Annotated in this window: 17 protein-coding genes; 16 read left to right on the top strand and 1 reads right to left on the bottom strand. The window is 74.0% G+C overall.

Features of this window, described 5'->3' with window-relative positions:
• The first annotated feature begins 8 nt into the window (after positions 1-8).
• The 13 genes from ACZ60W_RS26450 to ACZ60W_RS26390 are packed head-to-tail and all read left to right on the top strand — an operon-like array spanning position 9 to position 14,524.
• The gene (locus tag ACZ60W_RS26450) at positions 9-1,583 is read left to right on the top strand and encodes a right-handed parallel beta-helix repeat-containing protein (RefSeq protein WP_469757868.1); all 1,575 of its coding nucleotides are present in this window, start codon (positions 9-11) and stop codon (positions 1,581-1,583) included.
• Complete coding sequence (locus ACZ60W_RS26445) at positions 1,580-2,839, top strand: O-antigen ligase domain-containing protein (RefSeq protein WP_469757867.1); 1,260 nt, start codon at positions 1,580-1,582, stop codon at positions 2,837-2,839. Before ACZ60W_RS26450 ends, ACZ60W_RS26445 begins: the two co-directional genes overlap by 4 nt.
• 7 nt (positions 2,840-2,846) lie before the next feature.
• Complete coding sequence (locus tag ACZ60W_RS26440; RefSeq protein WP_469757866.1) at positions 2,847-4,124, top strand: glycosyltransferase; 1,278 nt, start codon at positions 2,847-2,849, stop codon at positions 4,122-4,124.
• On the top strand, positions 4,121-5,356 hold the full coding sequence (locus tag ACZ60W_RS26435; protein WP_469757865.1) for a class I SAM-dependent methyltransferase: 1,236 nt from the start codon (positions 4,121-4,123) through the stop codon (positions 5,354-5,356). Before ACZ60W_RS26440 ends, ACZ60W_RS26435 begins: the two co-directional genes overlap by 4 nt.
• On the top strand, positions 5,353-6,171 hold the full coding sequence (locus ACZ60W_RS26430; RefSeq protein WP_469757864.1) for a glycosyltransferase family protein: 819 nt from the start codon (positions 5,353-5,355) through the stop codon (positions 6,169-6,171). The genes ACZ60W_RS26435 and ACZ60W_RS26430 overlap by 4 nt, the downstream gene beginning before the upstream one ends.
• Positions 6,168-6,815 carry a PIG-L deacetylase family protein gene (locus ACZ60W_RS26425; RefSeq protein ID WP_469757863.1) on the top strand — a complete coding sequence of 216 codons (648 nt, stop codon included), beginning with the start codon at positions 6,168-6,170 and terminating at the stop codon, positions 6,813-6,815. The genes ACZ60W_RS26430 and ACZ60W_RS26425 overlap by 4 nt, the downstream gene beginning before the upstream one ends.
• Before the next feature lie 3 nt (positions 6,816-6,818).
• Positions 6,819-7,844, top strand: a complete 1,026-nt coding sequence (locus ACZ60W_RS26420; protein WP_469757862.1) for an NAD-dependent epimerase/dehydratase family protein — start codon at positions 6,819-6,821, stop codon at positions 7,842-7,844.
• A complete protein-coding gene (locus ACZ60W_RS26415; RefSeq protein ID WP_469757861.1) occupies positions 7,832-9,115 on the top strand; it encodes a DUF4910 domain-containing protein in 1,284 nt (427 codons plus the stop codon). The genes ACZ60W_RS26420 and ACZ60W_RS26415 overlap by 13 nt, the downstream gene beginning before the upstream one ends.
• A gap of 5 nt (positions 9,116-9,120) precedes the next feature.
• The gene (locus ACZ60W_RS26410; protein WP_469757860.1) at positions 9,121-10,431 is read left to right on the top strand and encodes a hypothetical protein; all 1,311 of its coding nucleotides are present in this window, start codon (positions 9,121-9,123) and stop codon (positions 10,429-10,431) included.
• Positions 10,428-11,378, top strand: a complete 951-nt coding sequence (locus ACZ60W_RS26405; protein WP_469757859.1) for a glycosyltransferase family 2 protein — start codon at positions 10,428-10,430, stop codon at positions 11,376-11,378. The genes ACZ60W_RS26410 and ACZ60W_RS26405 overlap by 4 nt, the downstream gene beginning before the upstream one ends.
• On the top strand, positions 11,375-12,607 hold the full coding sequence (locus ACZ60W_RS26400; protein ID WP_469757858.1) for a polysaccharide pyruvyl transferase family protein: 1,233 nt from the start codon (positions 11,375-11,377) through the stop codon (positions 12,605-12,607). The genes ACZ60W_RS26405 and ACZ60W_RS26400 overlap by 4 nt, the downstream gene beginning before the upstream one ends.
• Complete coding sequence (gene rfbC / locus ACZ60W_RS26395; protein WP_469757857.1) at positions 12,604-13,155, top strand: dTDP-4-dehydrorhamnose 3,5-epimerase; 552 nt, start codon at positions 12,604-12,606, stop codon at positions 13,153-13,155. Before ACZ60W_RS26400 ends, rfbC begins: the two co-directional genes overlap by 4 nt.
• Before the next feature lie 7 nt (positions 13,156-13,162).
• On the top strand, positions 13,163-14,524 hold the full coding sequence (locus ACZ60W_RS26390) for a glutamate-1-semialdehyde 2,1-aminomutase (RefSeq protein WP_469757856.1): 1,362 nt from the start codon (positions 13,163-13,165) through the stop codon (positions 14,522-14,524).
• Between the two features lie 7 nt (positions 14,525-14,531).
• Here the strand turns inward: ACZ60W_RS26390 and ACZ60W_RS26385 are convergent, their stop codons facing one another.
• A complete protein-coding gene (locus tag ACZ60W_RS26385; RefSeq protein WP_469757855.1) occupies positions 14,532-14,978 on the bottom strand; it encodes a phosphatase PAP2 family protein in 447 nt (148 codons plus the stop codon).
• A 450-nt stretch (positions 14,979-15,428) separates the two neighbouring features.
• Between ACZ60W_RS26385 and ACZ60W_RS26380 the strand changes: the two genes are divergently transcribed.
• The 3 genes from ACZ60W_RS26380 to ACZ60W_RS26370 all read left to right on the top strand — a co-directional run bounded on the left by ACZ60W_RS26380 (position 15,429) and on the right by ACZ60W_RS26370 (position 24,405).
• The gene (locus tag ACZ60W_RS26380) at positions 15,429-18,692 is read left to right on the top strand and encodes an ATP-binding protein (protein WP_469757854.1); all 3,264 of its coding nucleotides are present in this window, start codon (positions 15,429-15,431) and stop codon (positions 18,690-18,692) included.
• 236 nt (positions 18,693-18,928) lie between these two features.
• Entirely contained in the window at positions 18,929-21,478 is a 2,550-nt protein-coding gene (locus ACZ60W_RS26375) for a S8 family serine peptidase (RefSeq protein ID WP_469757853.1), read from the top strand.
• Positions 21,478-24,405 carry an FG-GAP repeat domain-containing protein gene (locus ACZ60W_RS26370; RefSeq protein ID WP_469757852.1) on the top strand — a complete coding sequence of 976 codons (2,928 nt, stop codon included), beginning with the start codon at positions 21,478-21,480 and terminating at the stop codon, positions 24,403-24,405. Before ACZ60W_RS26375 ends, ACZ60W_RS26370 begins: the two co-directional genes overlap by 1 nt.
• The last annotated feature ends 635 nt before the right edge of the window (positions 24,406-25,040 follow it).

Genomic DNA, 25,040 nt, shown 5'->3' with positions numbered 1-25,040 from the left:
GGGGGCACGTGCGGAACGAGCGGCGGCACCGGAGGGTGCCGGCGGCACCCCTGGTGCTGCTCCTGCTGGCGGTGGCCGGATGCACCGGGCCGGCCGACGCCCCGGCGAAGCCGGCCGGGGCGCACTCCCCGTCGGCGGGGGCGTCCGCGCCGGTCGCGGGCGCCTCGGTCGGGGCGCGGTCGCCGCGGGCCCGGGTGTGCGCCGCCCCGGCGGCGGGGCCGGAGCGGGCGCCGGCGGGCGCGGTCACGGTCGACCCCGCGGTCGTGGGCGACCTGGCCGCGAAGACCGAGAGCAGCCCTCCGCACACCACGTTCTGGCTGCGGCCGGGGCGGCACACGCTGACGGCGGACGCCTACGCGCAGGTCGAGGCCAAGGAGGGCAACCGCTACCTCGGCGCGCCCGGCGCGGTGCTCGACGGCCGGCGGACCAACCAGTACGCGTTCGGCGGGACCGCCCGCGACGTGACCATCGGGTACCTGACCGTGGAGGGGTTCGTCGCGCCCCACGACGAGGGCGTGGTCAACCACGACATGGCCGACGGATGGGTGATCGAGCACACGAGGATCCAGTACAACTCCGGCGCGGGGCTGATGGCCGGCGCCCGCCAGCAGCTCCGCGCCAGCTGTCTGCGCGGCAACGGGCAGTACGGCATGAACGCCTACAAGACCGGGGACACGATCAAGGGCCTGGTGGTCGAGGGCAACGAGGTCGTCGGCAACAACACCGACGACTGGGAGCGGCGGCAGCCCGGCTGCGGCTGCACCGGCGGCATCAAGTTCTGGGCCGTCGACGGCGCGGACGTGCGCGGCAACTGGGTGCACGACAACCGCGGGACCGGCCTGTGGGCCGACACGAACAACAACGACTTCCTCTTCGAGGACAACGTCCTGGAATCCAACGACGGGGCCGCGCTGATCTACGAGACGAGTTACAACGCGGTCGTGCGCGACAACACGATCCGGGGCAACGGCCTGGTCGAGGGCCGGGCGGCCGCCGCGGACGACGACGGCTTCCCGTACGGGACGGTCTACGTGTCCGAGTCCGGCGGCGAGGCGCGGGTCCGCGCCCGCACGGACCGGATCGACGTCCACGGGAACCTGCTGGAGGACAACTGGTCGGGGATCACCCTGTGGGAGAACGCCGACCGGTACTGCAACAGCACGGCCAACACCTCCACCGGCTACTGCACGCTGCTGGTGAAGGACACCGCCCGCTGCGCGCCGCCGGCGATCGCCGCCGCGCCGCTCCACGACGACTGCCGGTGGAGGACGCGGCGGGTCGACATCCACGGGAACCGCTTCGTGCACCGTCCGTCGGCCGTCGGCTGCACGACGGCGTGCGGGCGGATGGCGGTGCTGGCCGGTTCCGGCGACACGCCGGAGGGGTCCCCGTACCGCGCCGATCGGGTCGGCGAGGCGATCACCCGCGCGCAGGAGAACCGGTGGCACGACAACGCCTATGTGGGGCCCTGGACGTTCGTCGCCCACGACACGGGCCGGACGCTCGACGCGGCCCGGTGGCGGGGCGCGCCCTACGGGCAGGACGCGGGCAGCTCCTTCGACGCGCGGGGCGGTGAGCGATGACCGCTGAACGCACCCCCCGGATCGTCGGGGTGGTCTGGGCGCTCCTCGCCCTCAACACCCTGGGCTCCGCCGGGGCGAAGACCGTCGTCCCGCTGCCCCGCTCCCTCATCCAGATGGCCACCATGGGCGCGCTGGTCGCCGCCTTCACACTGGCGCTCGCGGTCAACCCGCGGCTGCGGTTCCGGGCCAGTGCCTTCGTCCTCCTGCTCACCCTGCTGCTGGTGCCGAGCGTCATCGCCAGCGTGCACCTGGAGGTCGGGCTCGGCGCGCTGTTCCGCTGCGCCCGGCTGTCCCTCTTCGTCGGCACGCTGTGGCTGCTCACCCGCTGGTGGGACGGGAGCATGACGTTCGTCCGCCACCACATCCGGATGTACTTCGCGGTGCTCGTGCTGGTCGCCGCCGGGCTCGTCGTCTCGCCGGGCACGGCCATGCCCGAGTACTACGGCGGGCGGCTCGTCGGCGCCCTGTGGCCGCTCACGCCGCCGCAGATCGGCCAGTACGCGGCGGTGATCATCGGGCTCACCGTGCTGCTCCTGCTGGGGCGCCGCACCACCGGGGCGAGCGCGGCGGTGGTCATCGTGCCCTCGCTGGTCCTGCTCGCGATGACCCACACCCGGACGGCCACCCTCGGCATGATCATCGGGCTGATGCTGGCGATCGGCTCGCTCGTCCTGACCAGCGCCGCCGCCCGCCGCTTCTTCGCCTGGGCGGTGCTGTGCGCCACGGTGGCGGCGGTGGTGTTCAGCTCCGCGCTGCGGGCCTGGTTCCTGCGCGGGCAGAGCCAGGAGAACTTCTCCAACCTCACCGGCCGGGCCAAGGTGTGGGACGCCCTGCTGGCCGCGCCCCGGACGCTCGGCGAGCAGGTGTTCGGCATGGGCCTGAGCGACAAGTCGTTCGACGGGCTGCCGATCGACAACAGCTGGCTGGCGGTGTACCAGGAGCAGGGTCTGACGGGCGTCACCATCGTGGCGGCGATGCTCATGGTGCTGGGCGGCGTCGCGCTGCTGCGGCCGCCGTCGCTGCCGAGGGCCTGCGCGATCTTCCTGATCAGCTACGTCGCCATCTCCTCGTACACCGAGGCCGGACTGGGCGACGCCTCGGCGTACCTGCTGCACCTGGCGCTGGCCGCCTCGCTGCTGATGGCCCCGGCCCCGGCCGCGTCCGCCCCGGCCGCCCCGGCGGCGGCCCCCGCCCCGGAGACGGCTCCGGCGGCCGAAGCGACCCGACCACGCGTTCCCCGATGGGCCAGGAGGTGACCTGAACATGCATGTCCTTGTGGTGCACAACCGCTACTCCTCGGCGCAGCCGAGCGGGGAGAACAGGGTCGTCGACGAGGAGGTGGGGCTGCTGCGCGCGGCCGGCCACCGGGTCGAGGTGTTCGAGCGTCGCAGCGACGACATCGCCGCCCGGTCGCTCCTCTCCAAGGCCGCCGTGCCGCTCCTGGTCCCGTGGAACCCGTCGGTCCGCACGGAGCTCGCGGCGCGGCTGCGGGCCGACCGGCCGGACGTGGTGCACGTCCACAACGTCTTCCCGCTCCTGTCGCCCGCGGTGCTGGCGGCCTGCGCCGACGCCGGCGTGCCCGTCGTCGCCACGCTGCACAACTACACGCAGGTCTGCCCGCCCGGCACGCTGCACCGGGACGGCCGCCCGTGCACCGAGTGCGTCGGGACGACCACGTCGCTGCCGGCGGTCCGGCACGGCTGCTACCGGGACTCGCGGCTGGCGACGGTGCCGCTCGCGGTCAGCCTGGCGGTCAACCGGCGGCGCTGGTGGTCCGGCGTCGAGCGGTTCCTCTGCATCTCGGCGGCGCAGCGCGACGTCCTGGTGCGGTCCGGCATGCCGGCCGAACGGCTCACGGTGAAGCACAACTTCGTGCCCGACCCGGGCGTCGGCCGGAAGGACGACGGCGAACACCTGCTCTTCCTCGGCCGGCTCGCGGAGGCCAAGGGCGTGCCGCTGCTCATGACCGCGTGGGACGAGATCGCCGCCGGCGGCGGGCTGGGCGTGCCGCTGGTGATCGCCGGCGCGGGGCCGCTGGAGCGGGAGGTGACCGCCTGGGCGGCGGGCCGGGGCGACGTGCGGTACGTCGGCCTGTACGACCCGGAGCAGTGCCGGGAGGCCGTCGCCCGGTCGGTGGCCGTGGTGGCGCCCTCGATGGCCCGGGAGACGTTCGGCCTGGTGGTCGCCGAGGCGATGGCCGCGGGGGTCCCGGCCGTCGCCGCGGCGCACGGCGGCTTCGTCGAGCTCGTCGAGGACGGCGGGACCGGTCTGCTGCACCGGCCGGGCGACGCCGCCGGACTCGCGTCCTGCCTGCGCCGGATCGCGGCCGACCCGGCCCGCAACCGGGAGATGGGCGAGGCGGCCCGGCGCCGGTACGAGGACCACTTCAGCCCGACCGTCGGGCTGAGGCGTCTGGAGGAGGAGTACCGCGCCGCGACAGCGGGGCGGTCGGGCGACGGGGACGTCCCGTCGCCGACCAGGGAACCACGCACAGGCCCGCGCCGGGACTCCGGCGCGGGCGGGGATGGGGGAATCAGATGACACGATGCCGACTCTGCGGCTCGGCGGCGCTGGCGAGCGTCGTCGATCTCGGGGCGACGCCTCCGTGCGAGAGCTTTCTCGCCGCGGACGAACTGGACCGGCCCGAGCCGGCGTACCCGCTGCACCTGCGGGTCTGCACCGACTGCTGGCTGGCGCAGATCCCTCCGCTGATCTCGCCGGAGGAGACCTTCACGGAGTACGCGTACTTCTCCTCCTTCTCGACCTCCTGGGTGGAGCACGCGCGCACCTTCGTCACCGACGCCGTCGAGCGGCTCGGTCTGGGCGACGACTCCTTCGTGGTCGAGGTCGCGAGCAACGACGGCTACCTGCTGAAGCACGTGGTGGACCGGGGGATCCGCTGCCTGGGCATCGAGCCGTCGGTGAACGTCGGTGCCGCGGCGCGGGACGCGGGCGTGCCCACGCTCACCCACTTCCTCGACCCGGAGACGGGCGCCGGGGTCCGCGCCGAGCACGGCCCGGCGAACCTGGTCGTGGCGAACAACGTGTACGCGCACATCCCCGACGTGGTCGGCTTCACGCGGGGCATGCGCGCCCTCGTCGCCGACGACGGCTGGGTCTCCATCGAGGTGCAGCACCTGCTGACCCTCATCGAGGAGAACCAGTACGACACGATCTACCACGAGCACTTCCAGTACTACACGGTCGCGGCCGCGATCCGGGCCCTGGCCAGCGGCGGCCTCTCGCTCGTGGACGTCGAGCTGGTGCCCACGCACGGCGGCTCCATCCGGCTGTGGGCGCGGCCCTCCGAGGCCGCCGGCGAGCCGAGCGCCCGGGTGGCGGAGGTGCTGGACCGGGAGAAGGCCGCCGGGCTCCAGGAGCTGTCCGGGTACACCGAGTTCTCCGCCCGGGTGGCCAAGGTCCGCCGGGACCTGCTGCGGTTCCTCATCGACGCGGCCGAGCGCGGCGAGACGGTCGTCGGCTACGGCGCCCCGGGCAAGGGCAACACCCTGCTCAACCACTGCGGCGTCCGGCCCGACCTGCTCGCGTACACGGTCGACCGCAACCCCTACAAGCACGGCAGGTTCACGCCGGGCACCCGCATCCCGATCCTGCCGCCGGAGCGGATCGCCGCCGACAAGCCGGACTACGTGCTCGTCCTCCCGTGGAACCTGCGGGCCGAGCTCACCGAGCAGCTGTCGTTCGTGCACGAGTGGGGCGGCCGCCTGGTCTTCCCCATCCCGGAACTGAGCATTGTCGAGGTGCAGTCATGAAGGTCGTTCTCTTCTGCGGCGGCTACGGGATGCGGATGCGCAACGGCAGCTCCGACGACGTCCCCAAGCCGATGGCGATGGTCGGGCCGCGCCCGCTGATCTGGCACGTCATGCGCTACTACGCGCACTTCGGGCACACCGACTTCATCCTGTGCCTCGGCTACGGGGCCCACCACATCAAGAACTTCTTCCTCAACTACGAGGAGACGACGTCCAACGACTTCGTGCTGCGGGGCGGGCGGACCGAGCTCCTCTCCACCGACATCTCCTCGTGGACGATCACGTTCGTGCAGACCGGCATCGAGTCCCCCATCGGGGAGCGGCTGCGCCGGGTCCGCCATCTCCTCGACGGTGACGAGATGTTCCTCGCGAACTACGCCGACGTCCTCACCGACGCCCCGCTGCCGGAGATGATCGACCGGTTCTCCCGGCGCGATGCCGGCGCGTCGATGATGGTCGTCCCGCCGCAGTCCTCCTTCCACTGCGTGGAGCTGGGCGACAACGACCTGGTGGGCGGCATCACCCCGGTGAGCGAGCTGCCGCTGTGGGAGAACGGCGGCTACTTCGTGCTCCGCCAGGAGGTCTTCGACCACATACCCGAGAACGGGGACCTGGTCGCCGACGGCTGCGCCGAACTCGCCAAGCGGGGACGGCTGGTGGCCCACCAGCACCGCGGCTTCTGGAAGCCGACCGACACCGTCAAGGAGCGGGCCGCGCTCGACGACGCCTACTCCCGGGGCGAGCGCCCGTGGGCCGTGTGGGAGCACGGCGGCGCGGGTGCGGACCGGGCCGGCGCCGCGGCGGGCACCGCGTGATCCGGCTGCGGCCCGGCGGCCTGGACGGGATCGTCGCGGTGGGCGCGCACTGCGACGACATCGCCATCGGCGCCGGCGGCACGCTGCTGACGCTGTGCGGGGCGCGGCCGGGCCTCCGTGTGGACGCGCTGGTGCTCTCCGGCGGGGGCGGTGAACGGGAGGAGGAGGAGCGGGCCGCGCTCGCCGCCTTCTGCCCGGGCGCCGACCTGCGGCTGACCGTGCACAAGCTGCCGGACGGCCGTCTGCCCGCGCATTGGGAGGAGGCGAAGTCCGCGGTCGAGGAGCTGCGCGCGCGGACCGATCCCGGTCTCGTGCTGGCACCCCGCACCGACGACGCGCACCAGGACCACCGCGGTCTGGCGAAGCTGATGACCACCGCCTTCCGCGACCACCTCGTGCTCGGCTACGAGATCGTCAAGTGGGACGGCGACCTCGGCCGTCCGTCCGCGTACCAGCCGCTGTCGCCGGAGGTCGCCGAGCGGAAGGTGAGTCTGCTGCAGGAGCACTACCCCTCGCAGCGGCACCGGCCCTGGTACGACCGGGAGGCCTTCCTCGGGCTGGCCCGGATCCGCGGCATCGAAAGCCACGCCCGCTATGCCGAGGCGTTCGCCGTCTCCAAACTCACTCTCGATCTGGGGGAATGAACCTTGCGCGTACTGCTGACCGGTCACCAGGGCTACCTGGGCACCGTGATGGCCCCGGTCCTCACGGCCGCCGGACACGAGGTCGTCGGCCTCGACGCCGGTCTGTTCGCCGACTGCGTCCTCGGCCCGGCGCCGGCGGACCCGGCGGGGCACCGGGTGGACCTGCGGGACGTCACCGCCGAGCACGTGGCCGGCGTGGACGCCGTGATCCACCTGGCGGCGCTCTCCAACGACCCGCTGGGGTCGCTGGCCCCGGAACTCACGTACGACATCAACCATCACGCGTCGGTGCGGCTGGCGAAGCTGGCCCGCGAGGCCGGCGTGCGGCGCTTCCTGTACGCGTCGACGTGCTCGGTGTACGGCGCCGCCGGCGGCGACGAGCTGGTCGCCGAGGACGCCCCGCTGCGCCCGGTGACGCCGTACGCGGAGTCCAAGGTGCGGGTGGAGGACGACCTGCACGCCCTCGCCGACGGGGACTTCACCCCGGTGTACATGCGCAACGCGACCGCGTTCGGCTACTCGCCCCGGCTGCGCGCCGACATCGTGCTGAACAACCTGGTGGGCCACGCCCTGCTGTCCGGCGAGGTCCTGGTGCTCTCCGACGGCACCCCCTGGCGCCCGCTGGTGCACGCCGCCGACATCGCGCGGGCCTTCGAGGCCGCGCTGACCGCCCCGCGCGAGGCGGTGCACGACCGGGCGTTCAACATCGGCAGCGAGGCCAACAACGTCACCGTCGCCGAGATCGCCGAGCAGGTCGCCGAGGCGGTGGACGGCGCGAAGGTGCGGATCACCGGCGAGAACGGCGCCGACCCGCGCTCCTACCGGGTGGACTTCTCCCGGTTCCGCGAGGCGATACCCGGCTTCGACTGCGCGTGGACCGTGCAGCGGGGAGCGCGCGAACTCGCCGACGCCTACCGCGAGCACGGCCTGGGCCGGGAGGACTTCGAGCGGCGCTTCACCCGTCTCGCCGTGCTGCGCGCGGCGTCCGAGGCCGGCACCGTCGACGACACCCTGCGGTGGCGCCGGTGACTCTGGTCGGCGAGGAGATGCACACGCTGGTGCGGCGGCTGTACCCGCTGTGCCGGAGCATCACCGGCGACGGCGTCCGCGCCACCCTGGACATCGTCGGCGAGTACCTCCCGCTGGAGGTGCACGAGGTGCCGACCGGGACCCAGGTGCTCGACTGGACCGTCCCGCAGGAGTGGAACATCCGGGACGCGTACGTCGCCGACGCCACCGGCAGGCGGGTCGTCGACTTCGCCGCGTCCAGCCTGCACGTGCTCGGCTACAGCGTGCCGATCGCGGCGACCATGCCGCTGGAGGAGCTGCGCGGGCATCTGCACACCCTGCCGGACCGGCCGTCCTGGGTGCCGTACCGCACCAGCTACTACAAGCCGGAGTGGGGCTTCTGCCTGGCCCAGGAGACCCTGGACGCGCTGCCGGACGGCGAGTACGAGGTGTGCGTCGACTCGACGCTCGCCGACGGCCACCTCACCTACGCCGAGCACGTGGTCCCCGGGCAGGTCACCGACGAGGTGATCGTCTCCTGCCACGTCTGCCACCCGGCGCTGGCCAACGACAACATGGCGGGCGTCGCCGTGGCGACCTTCCTGGCCCGGGAGCTGGCCGGACGGACGCCGTACTACACGTACCGGTTCCTGTTCGCGCCCGGCACCATCGGGGCGATCACCTGGCTGGCCCGCAACAAGGAGCGGATCGAGCGGGTCAAGCACGGTCTCGTGCTGGCCTGTGCGGGCGACTCGGGCCAGGTGACGTACAAGCGGAGCAGGCGCGGCGACGCGGAGATCGACCGGGTGCTGCGGCACGTCCTCACCGCCTCCGGACGGCCGCACGAGATCAGGGAGTTCACTCCCTACGGCTACGACGAGCGGCAGTTCTGCTCGCCCGGGTTCGACCTCGGCGTGGGCTCGCTCACCCGGACCCCGTACGCCGGCTACCCCGAGTACCACACCTCGGCGGACGACCCGGACTTCGTCTCGCCCGAGGCGATGGAGGACACGCTCGCCGTCTGCCGCGAGGCGTTCGCCGTCCTGGACCGCAACCGGCGGTACCTCAACCTCAGCCCCTACGGCGAACCGCAGCTGGGACGGCGGGGGCTGTACGAGGCGCTCGGCGGCCGCAGCGACACCCGGGAGGCCCAGATGGCCATGCTCTGGGTGCTCAGCATGTCCGACGGCGAGCACGGCCTGCTGGACGTCGCCGAGCGGTCGGGGCTGCCGTTCGACACCGTCGCCGGCGCCGCGGACGCGCTCCGCGGCGCCGGACTGATCAAGGCGTGAGGCCGATGACCACCGAGGAGGAGAGGGCGACGCCGGCGGAGGCCCCGGCCGGGACGCCCGCACGGTCCGCCAAGCGGGCCATGGTCGGCCGGCTGTCCTGGGGACTGGCCGACCAGGCGGCCTCCAGCATGACCAACTTCGCGGTGGGCATCTACGTGGCGCGCTCGCTGGGACCTGCCGCGTTCGGCGCGTTCGGCCTGGCCTGGGTGACGTACGGCGTCGTGCTGAACGTCTCCCGCGGGCTGGCCACCGACCCGCTCGTGGTGCGCTTCAGCGGCGTGCCGGAGACGTCCTGGCGGGGGGCGGTGGCCCGGTCCTCGGGCACCGCCCTCGGCGTCGGCGCCGTCCTCGGCGTCGTCTGCCTGGCGATCGGGCTCGGCATCGGCGGCGACGTCGGTCCCGCGTTCGCCGTCCTGGGCGTGGTGCTGCCGGCGCTGCTGCTCCAGGACGCCTGGCGGTTCGCGTTCTTCGCCGCCGGCGACGGACGCAAGGCGTTCCTCAACGACGTCGTGTGGGGCGTCGCGCTCGTCCCGGCCATGGTGGCGGCGGCCCACGCGGGCACCGTGGCCGCCTTCGTGCTGGCCTGGGGCGGGTCGGCCGCGGTGGCCGCGGCGTACGGCCTGCTCCAGTCCGGCATCCGGCCGCTGGTCACCGGGGCCCGCGGCTGGCTCCGCGAGCAGCGCGACCTCGGCTACCGGTACCTCGTCGAGAACGTCGGCCTCAGCGGCGCGAGCCAGCTGCGGGCGTACGGGCTCGGCGCGATCGTCGGCATCGGCGCGGTCGGCGCGATCCGGGGCGCCGAACTGCTCCTCGGCCCCTTCCTCGCCGTCCTGATGGGCCTGTCGCTGGTCACGGTCGCGGAGGCGGCCCGGGTCCTGCGGCAGGCCTCGCACCGGCTGGGCTCGTTCTGCCTGCTGCTGGGCGGCGGTCAGGCCGCCGCCGCGCTGCTCTGGGGCGGGGCGCTGCTCCTGGTGCCCGACCGGCTCGGCGCGTTCGTCCTCGGCGACGTCTGGCACGCCGCCGCGCAGCTCATCGTGCCGGCCACCCTCGGTGTCGCGGGCGCCAGCCTCGGCACCGGCGCCGCGGCCGGGCTGCGCGCGCTCGGCGCCGCCCGGCGCAGCCTGCGCTGCCAGCTCTTCGCCTCCGCCTGCTACGTCGGCGGCGGTCTGGGCGGCGCGGTGGTCGCCGGCACCGCCGGCTCGGCCTGGGGCGTCGCCGCCGCCACCGTCGGCAGCTCGGCCGTGTGGTGGCTGGAGCTGCGCTCCGCCCTGCGCGAGCACCACAAGCACACCCTTCCCGAAGTGAGGACGTCATGACCGCCCAACCCCGGCTGAGCATCGGCCTGCCCGTGTACAACGGCGAGGAGTACCTGGCCGAGTCCCTCGACGCGCTGCTCGGCCAGACCTACGAGGACTACGAGCTGGTCATCACCGACAACGCCTCGACCGACGGGACCCAGGACATCTGCCGCCGGTACGCCGCCCGGGACACGCGCATCCGCTACCTCCGGCTGCCCCGGAACATCGGCGCCGCCCCCAACCACAACTACGTGTTCACCCAGTGCCGCGGCGAGCTGTTCAAGTGGGCCTCGCACGACGACCTGTACGCCCGCGACCTGCTGCGGCGCTGCGTCGAGGCGCTGGACGAGCGGCCGGAGGTGATCCTCGCCCACGCCGACCAGGCGGTCATCGACGGCGACGGCCAGGTGAAGGTCCCCTACGCGTACGGGCTCGCCACCGGCTCCCCCAGCGCTCCGGAGCGCTTCCGCAGCATGCTGTTCGAGCCCGGCGGCGACGACTTCTACGGCGTGATCCGGGCCGACGTGCTGCGCCGGGTGAAGCCGCACGACAGCTACCACCACGCCGACCGCACCTTCGTCGCCGAGATCGGCCTCAACGGGCCCTTCCACCAGGTGCCCGAGCTGCTGTACTTCCGGCGCGACCACCCCACCCGCGCCGAGCGGGCGAACCCCTCCAAGCGCTCCCGCTGCGTCAACCTCGACCCGCGCCGGGCGGGGCTGCTCCACCCGACGCCGCGGCTGCTCGCCGAGTACGTCTGGGGGTTCGTCGCGGCGATCCGGCGGGCGCCGCTGTCCCCCGCGGACCGGCGCGCCTGCTACCGGCACCTGCGCGACTGGGCGACCAGCCGGGCCAGGCCGGGCAGCGCCGGCGAGCGGGTCGAGGACCGCGCCCCGGTCGACCCGGGCCGGCTCGACTTCTCCGTCGACGCCCTCGTCGCCGGCCGCGAGGGGAGGCGGACGTGACCGGCCCGCGCCGGACGCCGCCGCGCGTCGGGGTGTTCGGCCTGCTGGGCTCCGGCAACCTCGGCAACGACGGCTCGCTGGAGGCCGTGCTCGGCTACCTCCGGGAGGACCACCCGGACGCCCGGGTCGACGCGCTGTGCGGGGGGCCCGAGGCCGTCACGGCCCGGTTCGGGATTCCCGCGACCCGGCTTCACTGGTACCGCGGCGAGTACCGCACCGCCTCGCGCGCCGGCGCCGTCGCGGGCAAGGGCCTGGGCAAGCTCGTCGACGTCGTCCGCACCGCCGCCTGGGTGCGCCGGCACGACGTGGTGATCGTCCCGGGCATGGGCGTCCTGGAGGCCACGCTGCCCCTGCGGCCGTGGGGATTCCCGTACTCCCTGTTCCTGCTCTGCGCCACCGGCCGGCTGCTCGGCACCCGCGTCGCGCTCGTCGGCGTCGGCGCCGGCCCGGTCGGCGACCGGGCGACCCGGACCCTGGTGCGCTGGTCGGCCCGGCTGGCCGCCCACCGCTCCTACCGGGACGACCTCTCCCGCGACGCCATGCGGGCGATGGGCGTGGACACCGCGCGCGACGAGGTCCACCCCGACCTCGCGTTCGCGCTGCCGGCACCTCCGCCGGGCCCGCCCGGCGCCGTTCCGGGGCGGGTCTGCGTCGGCGTCATGGACTTCCACGGCGGCAACGACGACCGCGCCCGCGCCGAGGAGATCCACCGGCGCTACCTCGACGGCACGACCCGGTTCGTCCGCGCCCTCGTCGAGGAGGGCAGGCCCGTCCGGCTGCTCACCGGCGACGCGTGCGACGAACCCGTCGTCGCCGCGATCCTCCGGGCGGTCGACTCGCCGCTGGTGAGCGCCGCCGAGGCGGCCTCGCTCGCCGACCTGACGCGCGAGGCGGCCGCCGCCGACGCCGTCGTCGCCACCCGGTACCACAACCTGGTCTGCGCCCTGAAGGCCGGCACCCCGACGCTCGCGGTCAGCTACGCGGCCAAGAGCGACGCGCTCATGACCGGCATGGGCCTCGACGCGTACTGCCATCCGGCCCGCGAGGTCGACCCCGACCGCCTCCTCGACCAGTTCCGGGCGCTGGAGAAGCACGCCCCTGAACTGCGGCGGACCCTCGCCGAGCGGAACGCCGCCGCCACCCGCCGTCTCGCGGACCACTTCACCGCCCTGACGGCGGCCCTGTTCCCCACGAACCACCACGCCACCACCCCGCGGAAGGCTCCATGAAAGCGACCGAAGTGCCGGCCATCGCCGGCGCGTACCTGTTCGAGCCCACGCCGTACGCCGACGAGCGCGGCTTCTTCTCCCGCACCTTCGACGCCGACGTCGTCCGCTCGGTGGGCCTCGACCCGGACGCCTTCGTCCAGGACAGCCTGTCCCGCTCGGTCGGCGGCGTCCTGCGCGGCATGCACCTGCGCTCCGGGGCCGGCGAGGCCAAACTCGTGCGGTGCTCGTACGGGCGGGTCTTCGACGTCGTCGTGGACCTGCGGGCCGACTCCCCGACCTTCCGCAACCGGGCCTTCTTCGAACTGTCCGACGCGACCCAGGCGACCCTGTACGTCCCCGCGGGCTGCGCGCACGGCTTCCAGGCCCTCACCGACACCGCCGACGTCTCCTACCGGATCGACCGCCCGCACGACCCCTCCGAGGACGTGACGATCGCCTTCGACGACCCGGAACTCGCCATCCCCTGGCCCCTTCCCGTCACATCGATGTCCCCGCGGGACCGGCAGGCGCCCAGCCTCGCCGAGGTCCTGAAGCACCGAGAGAACTGAGGCGGGCGTGAGCACCGAGTACTCCGAGAAGACCGCGCCGCGCGACGCGGCCGCACCGCTCGAACTGCCCCGCTCGCGGGCGGCGAACGAGCGCCTGCACGCCCTGATCCCCGGCGGCGCGCACACCTACGCCAAGGGCGACGACCAGTACCCCGAACACCTCGCCCCGGTCATCAGCCACGGCAGCGGCGCCCACGTCTGGGACCTCGACGGCAACCGCTACATCGAGTACGGCTCCGGCCTGCGCTCCGTCAGCCTCGGCCACGCCCACCCGCGCGTCACCGAGGCCGTCCGGCGGGAGCTCGACCGCGGCAGCAACTTCGTCCGCCCCTCCGTCGTCGAACTCGACGCCGCCGAACGCTTCCTGGCCACGGTGCCCACCGCCGAGATGGTGAAGTTCGCCAAGAACGGCTCCGACGCCACCACCGCCGCCGTCCGCCTCGCCCGCGCCGCCACCGGCCGCACCCGCGTCGCCCTCTGCGCCGACCACCCCTTCTTCTCGGTCGACGACTGGTTCATCGCCACCACCCCGATGTCCGCGGGCATCCCCACCGACACCGACCGGCTCACGGTGACGTTCCCGTACGGCGACCTGGCCGCCACCGAGGCGCTCCTCGACCGCCACCCGGGCGAGATCGCCTGCCTCATCCTCGAACCCGCCACCCACACCGAGCCGCCGGCCGGCTACCTCGCCGGCCTCCGCGAGCTGGCCGACCGCCACGGCTGCGTCCTCGTCTTCGACGAGATGATCACCGGTCTGCGCTGGTCCGAAGCCGGGGCCCAGGGGCTCTACGGCGTCACCCCCGACCTCTCCACCTTCGGCAAGGCCCTGGGCAACGGCTTCGCCGTCTCCGCCCTCGCCGGCCGCCGCGAGCTGATGGAGCGGGGCGGCCTGCGCCACCCCGACGACCGCGTGTTCCTGCTCTCCACCACCCACGGCGCCGAGACCCACTCCCTCGCCGCCGCCATGGCCGTCCTCACCACCTACACCGAGGAGGGCATCACCGCCCGCCTCCACGACCTCGGCGAACGCCTCGCCGCCGGCATCCGCGAGGCCGCCGCCGCCATGGGCGTCGACGACCACGTCATCGTCCGCGGCCGGGCCAGCAACCTCGTCTTCGCCACCCTCGACGAGCACCACCGGCCCTCCCAGGAGTACCGCACGCTCTTCCTCCGCCGCCTCCTCGCCGGCGGCGTCCTCGCCCCGTCCTTCGTCGTCAGCAGCGCCCTCACCGACGACGACATCGACCGGACCGTCGACGCCGTCGCCGAAGCGTGCGCCGTCTACCGCAAGGCCCTCGACGCCACCGACCCCACTCCGTGGCTCTCCGGCCGTCCCGTCAAACCCGTCTTCCGCAGCCGCGCCTGACGCCCCCTCACCGCCGCGCCACCCGTCCGACGTCCTCCGTACGGCCCGCCACCCGGTCCACCGCCCACGCGACCACCGGCACCACCGCCATCGCGGTGCACCAGCCCCCCACGACGTCGGTCGGGTAGTGCGCGTCCAGCACCACCTGCGCCCACCCCATCACTCCCCCGGCCACGATCCCCGCCGCCCACACCCACGCTGGCCGCGCCCCCACCGACACCGCCACCACCAGCGCGAACGCGGTCAGGAACGCCGTGTGCCCGCTCGGATACGACAGGCTCCCGTCGTGGATCGTCCGCCCCACCACCGACTTCAGCACCTTCGTCGCCCCCACGGCCACCCCCACCCCCACCAGGAGCACCACCACCCCCCGAGCCCGCCGCATCACCAGCAACCCCAACGCGGCCGCCACCACCAGCACCACCGCCCCCACCGGTTCCCCCAGAAAGTCCACCCCCCACGCCACTCCCCTGCCCGCCCCACCCACCCTCTCCCCCACCCACACATCCACCACCCCGGGCTCCCCCTCCCCGGCCACCCCGACCCCCACCCCCACTAACCCCACCAACCCGACCCCCACCCCGCCCCAACGCCCCCTACCCATACCCGCACCGACCATCTCAACCACCGCCATTCCCCCCGGAATCTCCGCGTACCACCGCAGGTTACCGTGGGACAACTGGCTGACGGACCGGACCACTTGAAGATCCCCAGGAAGAGGCTCCGAAAGGGCTGAGCCTCTCCTCCACCTGCGGCGCCGGACGCCGCCGGGCCTCCCGTCGTACGCGCGCCCAGGTCCCTCAGGACGCTCGGCTACTCTGGCGCCCTCATGGACACAGGGCGGACGGATGACGGGAGGGGTGCGGCCCCTCTGCTGCGTCTGCACCTTTTGGGCGGCTTCCGGGTGACTCGGGACGCGGGTCCGGCACCGGAGGAGCGCTGGTCGCGGCCGAGTGCCCGGATCCTGGTGAAGCTGCTGGCGGTCGCGCCCGGGCACCGGCTCCACCGCGAGCAGGCGATGGAGGTCTGCTGGCCGGACGCCGAGCCGCAGGCCGCGCTGCGCAGCCTGAGGGTGGCCCTGCACGCCGCGCGCCACGCTCTCGAACCGGAGCTGGCCCCCCGCGCCGCCTCCTCCTACCTGGTGTCCGACGGCTCGCTGCTGCTGCTCGATCCGCGGACCGTGTGGATCGACGCGGACCACGCGGCGGAGACCGCGTCGTGCGCGCTCGCCACCGGGGGCATCACGGCGCTCTCGGCGGCGGCACGCCGTTTCACCGGCGAACTGCTGCCGGAGGACCGGTACGCGCCCTGGGCAGAGACGCCCCGTGACCGGCTCACCGGGCTCGGCAAGCGGGTGCTGCTCGCACTCGCCACGGCCCAGCTCGCGGGGGACGCGCACCAGGAGGCGGCCGCCACGGCCGAACAGGTGCTCGCGGCCGACCCGGCCGAGGAGAACGCGCACCGGATCCTGATGGAGTCCTTCCTGCGCCGCGGGCTGCGGCGGCCTGCGGTGCGCCAGTACCACCGGTGCCGGGAGGCCCTCGGCGCGGAGCTGGGGGCACGGCCCGGGCACGAGACGGAACGCCTGCACCGGCTCGCACTCGCCGACGCCCCCTCGCCCGCCCTCGCGCCGCCGTCGCTTCCCGGGCCGTTGCGCACCCCGGCGGCGGCACCGCTCCGGGGACGCGACGGGGAGCTCGCCCGACTGCTCACGGCAGGGGGACCGCCGGTCACCCTGCTCACCGGAGAGGCCGGCGTCGGCAAGACGTCCCTGGCCCGCGAGGCGGGGCGGCGGGCCGCACACGCGGGCGCCGCCGTGCTGTGGGGCGGCGGACACGACGCCGAGGGCCACACGCCGTACGGCGCGTTCGCCGAGGCGCTGGACGGTTGGCTGGCCGAGTGGAAGGCGGAGGCACGCGCCCGCGCCGGCGCCGAGTACCCCGAGCTCGCCGCGTTCCTGCCGTCGCTGGGGCGCGTCCGCGCGGAGGGCGAGCGCAGCCCGGAGGAGGAGCGGGACCGCCTGTTCCGGGCGAGCGCGGCGCTCCTCGGCGACCTGGCCGCCACGCGCCCGGTGCTGGTGGTCCTCGACGACCTGCACGCCGCCGACACCGGCTCGTACCAGCTGCTCGGCCACCTGGCCCGGCGTGCCGCCGAACAGGGGTGGGGGCTGCGGTTCCTGGTGACGTACCGGGAGGAGGAGCTTCCCGAGGGCGACCCGCGGCGCTCGGTGCTGGCGTCGCTGCTGCGGCAGCGCCTCTGCGCGCGCGAGGAGCTGGGGCGGCTCGACCGGGAAGCGTGCCTGGCGGTCGTGCGGGACGCGGCCGACGGCCGGCCGCGGGGCGAACGGGTCCAGCGGGTGTGGGAGCTCTCCCTCGGCAATCCGCTCTTCGCCCTGGAACTCGCCCGCGGCATGACCGACGACTCTGACAACGTTGCCCCCGACGGCGTGCGCGAGCTGGTGGCCGACCGGCTCCTGCGGCTCGACCCGGACGCGCGCCGTGTCGTGGAGGCGCTCTCCGTCGCCGGTGGGGACGCGGCGCTGACCGAGTTGCTCGACGTGGCCGCACACGGTCTCCACCCGCCGGTCTCCGGAGCCGCGGCCGCCGACGCCCTGGAGCGGGCCATCGCCGCCTCGCTCGTCGACGAACGACAGGTCGTGGTGGCCGGGCGGACCGAGGCGGGCGTGGCCTTCCGGCACCCGCTCGTCCGGATCACCTGCTACGAGCAGCTGTCCGCGGTCCGGCGTCGCCGGCTGCACGCCGCCTTCGCACAGGCCGTCCGGCGCCGTCGCCCGGACGCGGTCGACGCGCTCGCCTCGCATTTCGCCCGCGCGGACGACCCGCGTGCCGCGTCGTACCTGCGCCGTGCCGCCGAACGCGCGGCGGCCCTGTACGCCAACGACACCGCCGACCGCTACTACCGCGACCTGGTCGCCCGGCTCGACGTCGACGCCGCCCGCGCGCGCCTCGCGCACAGCCACGTGCTGCGCAGGATGGGCCACTTCGAGGAGGCCGCGGAGGCGCTGCGGCTGGCCCTCGCCGAGTTCGAACGGCGCGGCGACCACGACGACGCGGTCCTGGCCGCCGCGCTGCTCGCCGAGGCGCTCGCCAAGACCCGGGCCGCCGGGTCCGGCCGCCGGGTCCTGCGCGCCCATCCCGTGACCGTGGACACCGCGCCGGAACCGGCCGCCGGTCACTTCCTCGCCCTGGCGGTGGTCCGCTGCGTGCAGGGACGGTACGCGGCGGGGGCCGAGGCCGCCCGGCACGCCCTGGCCGCCGCGCGCGACGTGCCGGGAACACGCGGGCAGGGGCTGACCGCCCGTGCCTTCGCCCTCCAGGCCGCCAGCCTGGGCCTGGCCGGCCGGCTCGACCAGGCGCGGGCGGCGGGCGACCAGGCCCTGGCACCGGCGGAGGCGTACGGGGACCCGACCCTGCTCGGCTCGGTGCTGTCCACCCTGCGCGAGAACGCCCGCCGGGCGGGCCGGCTCGGCGAGGCCGTCGAGATCGGCACCCGGGCGCTCGCCCTGGCCGAGCGGTCGGGTGATCCGATCTCCGCCGCGTTCGAGCGGGCGAACCTGGCGGAGCTGCGCCTGCTGCTCGAAGAGCCCGAGCAGGCCCGGGTCATGGCCGAGCAGGCCGTGTCGGGCGCGGAGGCGTACGACGCCTGGTGCCTTCCGCACGCCCTCGCGACGATGGCCCGCGTGCGGGGGTTCCTGGGAGAGACCGCGAGCGCCGAGGCGCTGGTCGACCGCGCCGAGGTGATCGCCCACGCGCTCGGGGACCGGCAGGCCGAGCACGAGGTACGCACCGCGCGCGCCGAACTCGCCTTGTACGCCCACCGCCCGGACGACGCTCTGCGTGCCCTGGACGGCCACGCCGGCGACGCCCCGGTGCTGGTGGCGCGGGCCCGGCTCCTCTCGGGCAAGGCCGAGGCCGCCCTGGGCCTCGCCCGGGCCGAGGTCGCCCGCGCCGGGCGCACCGGCGAACGCCTCGCGGAGACGGAGGCGCGCATCGCCCTGGGCACGGCCCTGTCCCGGCTCGGCCGGACGGCCGAGGGCGCCCGCGAGCTGGAACGTGCCGAGTCGTCGGCCACGGAGCTGCCCTATCCCGCCGGGACGCGCCGGGCGGCCTGGGCGCGGACCCTTCCGTCGGGGCCGGGGCGGGAGTAGCGGCGACCCGGCGCCGACGCGCACACCGGCACCGCTCCGGTCCGTTCCGCTCCTCCTCCGTACCGCCGGGGACGACTCCGCACCGCACCGCCCGGTCCGGTCCGCCCTGCGGGGCCCCGGTCCGCTCCGGTCCGCTCGGGCTCCGCCCGGCCAGGCCCCCACCGCTGTAATGCCCGAGTAACGGTGTCTCTCTAGCGTCCGGGCTCCCCCGTCGTTTTCCCGGAGGAGCACCCCCGATGCACCTGTCCCACCCCCGGCGCAGATACGCCGCGTGGACGGCGGCCGCGGTCACCGCGGCCGCTCTGCTCACCGCGCCGCTGCCCGCGGCGGCCTCTTCCCTCCCGGCCGGTGCGGCCCGCGTGACCGGCCCGTCGGCCACGGTCGACTCCGCCCTGTCCGCCGCCGTGGCGGACGGCGGAGAGGCGACCTTCTTCGTCGTCCTCAAGGACCAGGCCGACCTGTCGGCGGCCCGGACCGGGCGCGGACACGCCGCCAGGGCGAAGGCCGCGTTCACGAAGCTCCGCGCCCACGCCGCCGACAGCCAGAAATCGCTGGCCTCCTTCCTCGACAAGGAGAAGGTGGGGCACCGGGACTTCTGGATCGCCAACACCGTCGAGGTGCGGGGAGGCGCGGACCTCGTCGCGAAGCTCGCCCGGCGCGCCGACGTCGCACGCGTCGTCAAGGAGCAGCACTACGAGCTGGACGAGATCGAGGCCGCCGACGGCGGGGTCGAGACGGCCGCGGCCGAGGACGGCGCCCCGGAGTGGGGCATCGCCGACATCAAGGCCGACCAGGTCTGGTCGCAGTACGCGGACCGGGGCGAGGGAATCGTCATCGCCAACGTCGATTCCGGAGTCCAGTACGACCACCCGGACCTGGTCGCGAACTACCGGGGCAACAACGGCGACGGCTCCTTCACCCACGACTACAACTGGTACGACCCGTCCGGCCAGTGCGGTGACGGCGGCGTCCCCTGCGACAACAACGGCCACGGCACCCACACGATGGGCACCATGGTGGGCAGGAACGGCATCGGCGTCGCCCCGAACGCGACGTGGATAGCCGCGAAGGGCTGCGAGTCGCGGTCCTGTTCGGACGGTTCCCTGCTCGCCGCCGGGCAGTGGATCCTCGCTCCGACCGACCACAACGGTCAGAACCCGCGGCCCGAGCTCGCACCCGACATCGTCAACAACTCGTGGGGCGGCGGGAAGACGACGTTCTACCAGGACATCGTCGAGGCGTGGAACGCGGCCGGCATCTTCGAGGCGTTCGCCGCGGGCAACGCCGGCAACGGCACGACGTGCTCCACCACCGAGGCCCCGGGCGCGCAGGCTCCGGCGTACGGCGTCGGCGCCTACGACGCCACCGGCCGGATCGCCTCCTTCTCCGGCTTCGGCCCGTCCCTCGTCGACGGCTCCATGAAGCCGAACATCTCGGCCCCGGGCGTCGACGTCCGTTCCGCCTGGCCGGGTTCGTCGTACAACACCATCAACGGTACGTCGATGGCGACGCCGCACGTCGCCGGGGCCGTGGCCCTGCTGTGGTCGGCGGCGCCGGCGCTGATCGGTGACATCGAAGGCACCCGGAAGCTGCTGAACCAGGGCGCGCGCAACGTCGACGACACGCACTGCGGCGGCACGGCGGAGGCCAACAACGTGTGGGGCGAGGGGAAGCTCGACATCCTGGCCTCCGTCTCCAAGGCCCCCCAGGAGGCGGCCGACGTGACCGGCAGGATCACCGACGAGGCGACCGGCAAGCCGCTCGCCGACATCACCGTCGCGGTCACCGGCACCAACGGCACCCGTACCGTGACCTCCGGATCGGACGGCTCCTACCGTGTGCCGCTGCTCCCCGGCTCCTACGACTTCGCGTTCTCCGGCTACGGCTACCGAGACACCGCACTGACCGGCGTCGCCCTGGCGGACGGCCAGAAGCTGACGCAGGACGTCGCACTGACCCCCGTGCCGCAGCACGCCGTGACCGGCACCGTCCTGGACGTCACCGGGAAGCCGCTCGCCCACGCCGTCGTCGAGGTCACGGGCACCCCCGTCGCGCCGGTCACCTCGCGCGCCGACGGCACGTTCACCCTGCCGCGGGTCGCCGAGGGCGGCCACACCCTGACGGTGACGCCCGGTGCCCCCGTGCTGTGCAACGGGGTCGCCGCCTCGTCCCTGACCGTCGACGGCGACGAGACCACCACGATCCGGCTTCCGGAGCGCACCGACGCGTTCGGCGACAGCTGCGCCCCGGTCGCGTACTCCTGGATCAAGGGGACCGACAAGGTCGCCCTGAGCGGTGACGAGGACGCTCGGACCCTCTCGCTGCCCTTCTGGGTCAGCCTGTACGGCGTCGACTACGACAGCGCCTCCGTCACCACCAACGGGCTCATCGCCTTCATGGGCCCCCGTCTGGGCGACTACGCCAACACCGCGCTGCCCGGCGCCGACAAGCCCGACGGCATCGCCGCCCCGTTCTGGGACGACCTCGTCGTCGACGCCAGGTCGAGTGTGCAGACGGCCACCACGGGCAAGGCCGGCAAGCGCCGGTTCGCGATCGTCTGGAACAACGCCGCCCTCGTGTCCGACCGGAGCCGGGTCACCTTCGAGGCGGTCTTCGACGAGGCGACCGGCGACGTGATCTTCCAGTACAAGTCCGTGCCCGGGAAGGGTGCCGGCGCGACCGTCGGCATCGAGAACCAGACCGGCACCGACGCCCTCCAGTACAGCTACGACCAGGCCGTCCTCACCGACGGCTCGGCGATCCGCATCGCGCAGGGAGCCAAGTGATGAGAAGCACCCCCACCTCCGGGCAGGCCCTGCGCCTCGCCTCCGCCCTGGTCGCGGCGGGGCTGGTGCTGACGGCGGCACCGCACGCGCTGGCGGCGGACGACGCCTCGGTGATGAAACTGACGACCGCCGAGGCCGAGCGGCTCGGCACGCACATGGGCGTCGACGTGTACGGCGACCTGTCGTCCGACGCACCCACCGACGAGGACACGTCCACGGCCGGGACGTCCCCCGGCGGCACGTCCGGCGGCCCTGCGGCCACCGGGGCCGACTCCACGACCCCCGTCACCTTCACCGCCACCTCCACACTCGAGGGCGTCCGCGGCGTCGGCGCCACCGCGGACGCCGGCGAGGGCCGGTACTTCACCGTGCACAGCCTCGGCAACGTCCAGCTGCACGAGGCCGACGGCTCCACCACGTGGGCGCGGACCAACGCCTCCCTGTACGCGGACTGGAAGGTCAGGAACGTCCGGCCGTGGCAGACCGAGCCCTACCCGGCGCGGATCCTGATGGGCTACAACGCCGTCAGCCCGTTCTCGCCCACCTCGGACCAGGGCTACGACACCGGCGACCTGACCGGTGACGGCACACCCGACCTCGTCTTCTCGGCATCGGTCGGCAGCGTGCCGTTCCGCGCCTTCACCTCGCCGGGCTCCTCGCTGTACACCGGCACGTTCGTGACGGTCCTCGACGGCAGGACCGGCAGGACCCTGTGGTCGAAGCTGTACGCATACGCTTCCATGGTCAAGATCGTCGACGGCACCCTGCTCGTCGCCGATGCCCCGCGCCTGAACGACGGCGGGGCCCCGGCGACCGCGACGGCCACCCTCAGCGGCATCCGCTTCGGCTACGCCGACGGGGTGCTGACCCCCTCGTCGAGCTGGACGTACGACACCGGGGAGGCGCGGCCCGCGACCTGGGGCGCCGTCGAGGCGGTCGGCGACGGCAGGGTCGCCGTCTCCTGGAACCTGCGCAGGACCACCACCGTCGCCGCGCACGGCACCACCGTCGTCCTCGGCACCGCCGACGGCGCGGTGGCCTGGAAGGCGGACAGCGAGCTCTACGGCCGGCAGCTCCGCCTGGACGCCGAGCGGGGACGGCTCGTCGCCCTGGAACAGACCGACGTCAACGACGCGGTCTCCTACGCGCTCGTCTCCTACGACCTGTCGGAGGGCGGACGGACCGTCCTGAACACCCGGATCAACGCGGTGCCCACCGCCATGACGGTGGGCGACACGGCGGCCGCCCCCGGTTCCGAGTACGCGGTCAGCGAGTCCACGCTCGACTCGGCCTACGCCGTGAACGCCAGCACCATCCGCGTCCTCGAGGGTGAGGACGGCTCCGAGGTCGCGTGGTCCGCCACCACCAAGCGCGGGGCCGACAACGACAAGAGCGGCCCCAGCACCTGGCGTCTGGACGCCGTCGGCGGAAAGCTGATCGCCTCGGCCCAGGACGACCGGGACATGGGCACGGCGAAGAACGTCTCCGGCATGCTCTACGGTTCGCTGACCGCCTTCAACGCCAAGGGCAAGGCCGTCTGGCGCCACGAGGGGCTCGACGCCTCGCCGATGGCCCACCAGGTCTACCGCGCCGGCGACGCCGACTACGTGCGCGTCGTCGACCAGTCCCAGAACATCCACTCCTACCGTCTGGGCAACGGCAAGGAGAAGAGCGTCACCCCGCTGCGCGGCGAACTGAACCACGCCCAGAGCGTCGACCTGGACGGCGACAAGCGACCGGACGTCGTCGCCGGCGGCACCTCCCGCGGCGTCTGGGCCTGGTCCGGCCCGTCCCTGGTCAAGGGCGCCGAGCCGAAGCAGCTGTGGCGGGCCACCGTGCCCGGCACCGTGCGCGCGGTCGCGACCGGTGACGTCAACGGCGACGGGAAGCCCGAGGTCGTCGTCGCCGCGGACTCCGCCACGGTCGTCCTCGACGGCACCGACGGCGACGTCCTGACCACCATCGACGGCGCCGGCGCCTTCGTCCGCTCGGTCACCGTCGCCGACGTGAACGGCGACGGCAAGGCCGAGATCCTCGTCCCCACCGACGCCCTGCGCGCCTACGACGCCCGCGGCAGGCTGCTGTGGACGTACACGGCGCCCACCGACCGGACCGACGTGGTCTTCTCCGACACCTCCGTCGGCGACGGCCGGGTGTACACGCAGTACACCACCGAGAACGCCTTCTGGGACGGCGACGCCGTCGTCGGCGGCGTCGCCCTCGACGGCGCCACCGGCGCGGTGGAGTGGAACGCCGACCCGAAGGCCCCCGCCCGGGCCGCGGACGGCAAGCTGCACGGCGCCGTCCTCGACCACGGAGTCTTCGCCTCGCCGGCCATCCCGTACGCCGACGGTCACGCCGTCGTCAACACCTGGATCGTCATGGCGGACCCCACGGTCGCCGGCGACCTGAGCACCGCCTCCCCGAGGGTCATCGTCGAGATCCGCGACGGCCGCACCGGGAAGCTCCTGCGCCAGACGGTCACCGGAAGCCCGTGGTCCCACGGCAACTTCTTCGTCGACGACGCGAACGACGCGCTGTACTCGGTCAGCTTCGGCTCGATCTACGGCTACCCGGCCGACGGCCAGGACACCCGCGCCTCCGTGATCGCCAGCCTCCGCACCGCCTCCTTCGCCACCGGCCCCGCCGGGCGCAGGCTCGTCATCGGCGGCACCGAGGCCGGAGTCGTCGCGTACGACCCGTCCCAGCTCACCTACGACGGCGCCTTCCAGTCCAGCCGCGGCGGCGCCACCCTCATGGGCGGCCGCACCTACCTCACCGCCGACCTCGACGCCGACGGCGTCGACGACGTCGTCTCCCTCAACTTCGACCACCTCGGCGTCAACCGCACCGCCGAACTCCTCGGCGGCGGCGTCCTCTCGCTCGACAACGCCATCCACCAGATGACCACCTACACCCTCTCCTGACCCCACCCACCCCGCACCACGCGACCCCCCGGGCATGCCCGGGGGGTCGCGTGGCATACGGCGCTGCTCGGCGGGCTCCAGGATCGCGACGCACTCCACGTGGTGGGTGACCGCAAAGACGCAGGGCCACGACAGATGAGGAACACCACGGGTCAGCGGCGCGCGAGACGCAAGAAGGACGCACGATCAATGTGCGTTGCGTGCAGGATGGGCGCCACGTGCGACCTCTGACGCACACCGGAGAGCGTCCCCGGACCTCTCCCCGCACAAGGATCCCGCCGTATCGCATCCCCGCCTGGGACCGGGCACCGTCCGGGCTCTCGGGCGTCGGCGCTCACGACGGCTGACATCGTGGGCGTTCGCTTGACACCTCGGGGTCGACGGGGGGTAGTGCGCCGGTGCATGTGGCACGCCCGAACTCGCCCATGGCAGTGGCACGCTGGACGTGCGCACCGCGGATCGCCCGTGTACAGGTCCCCTGTCCGCCCTTCCCGTCGAGGACGACGGCGACGCTCGGCGGGGGGGGGGGGGGAAGGGGGGGAGGGGGGGGGGGGATGGGGGGGGGGGGGGGGGGAGAGAGGGGTGAAATACAGACAATCCCTCCCGGGACGAAAGGACAAAAAACCCCCGGACGG

Source organism: Streptomyces sp. NPDC104202 (assembly GCF_055584185.1).
This window is presented reverse-complemented; position numbering and strand designations above follow the sequence as displayed.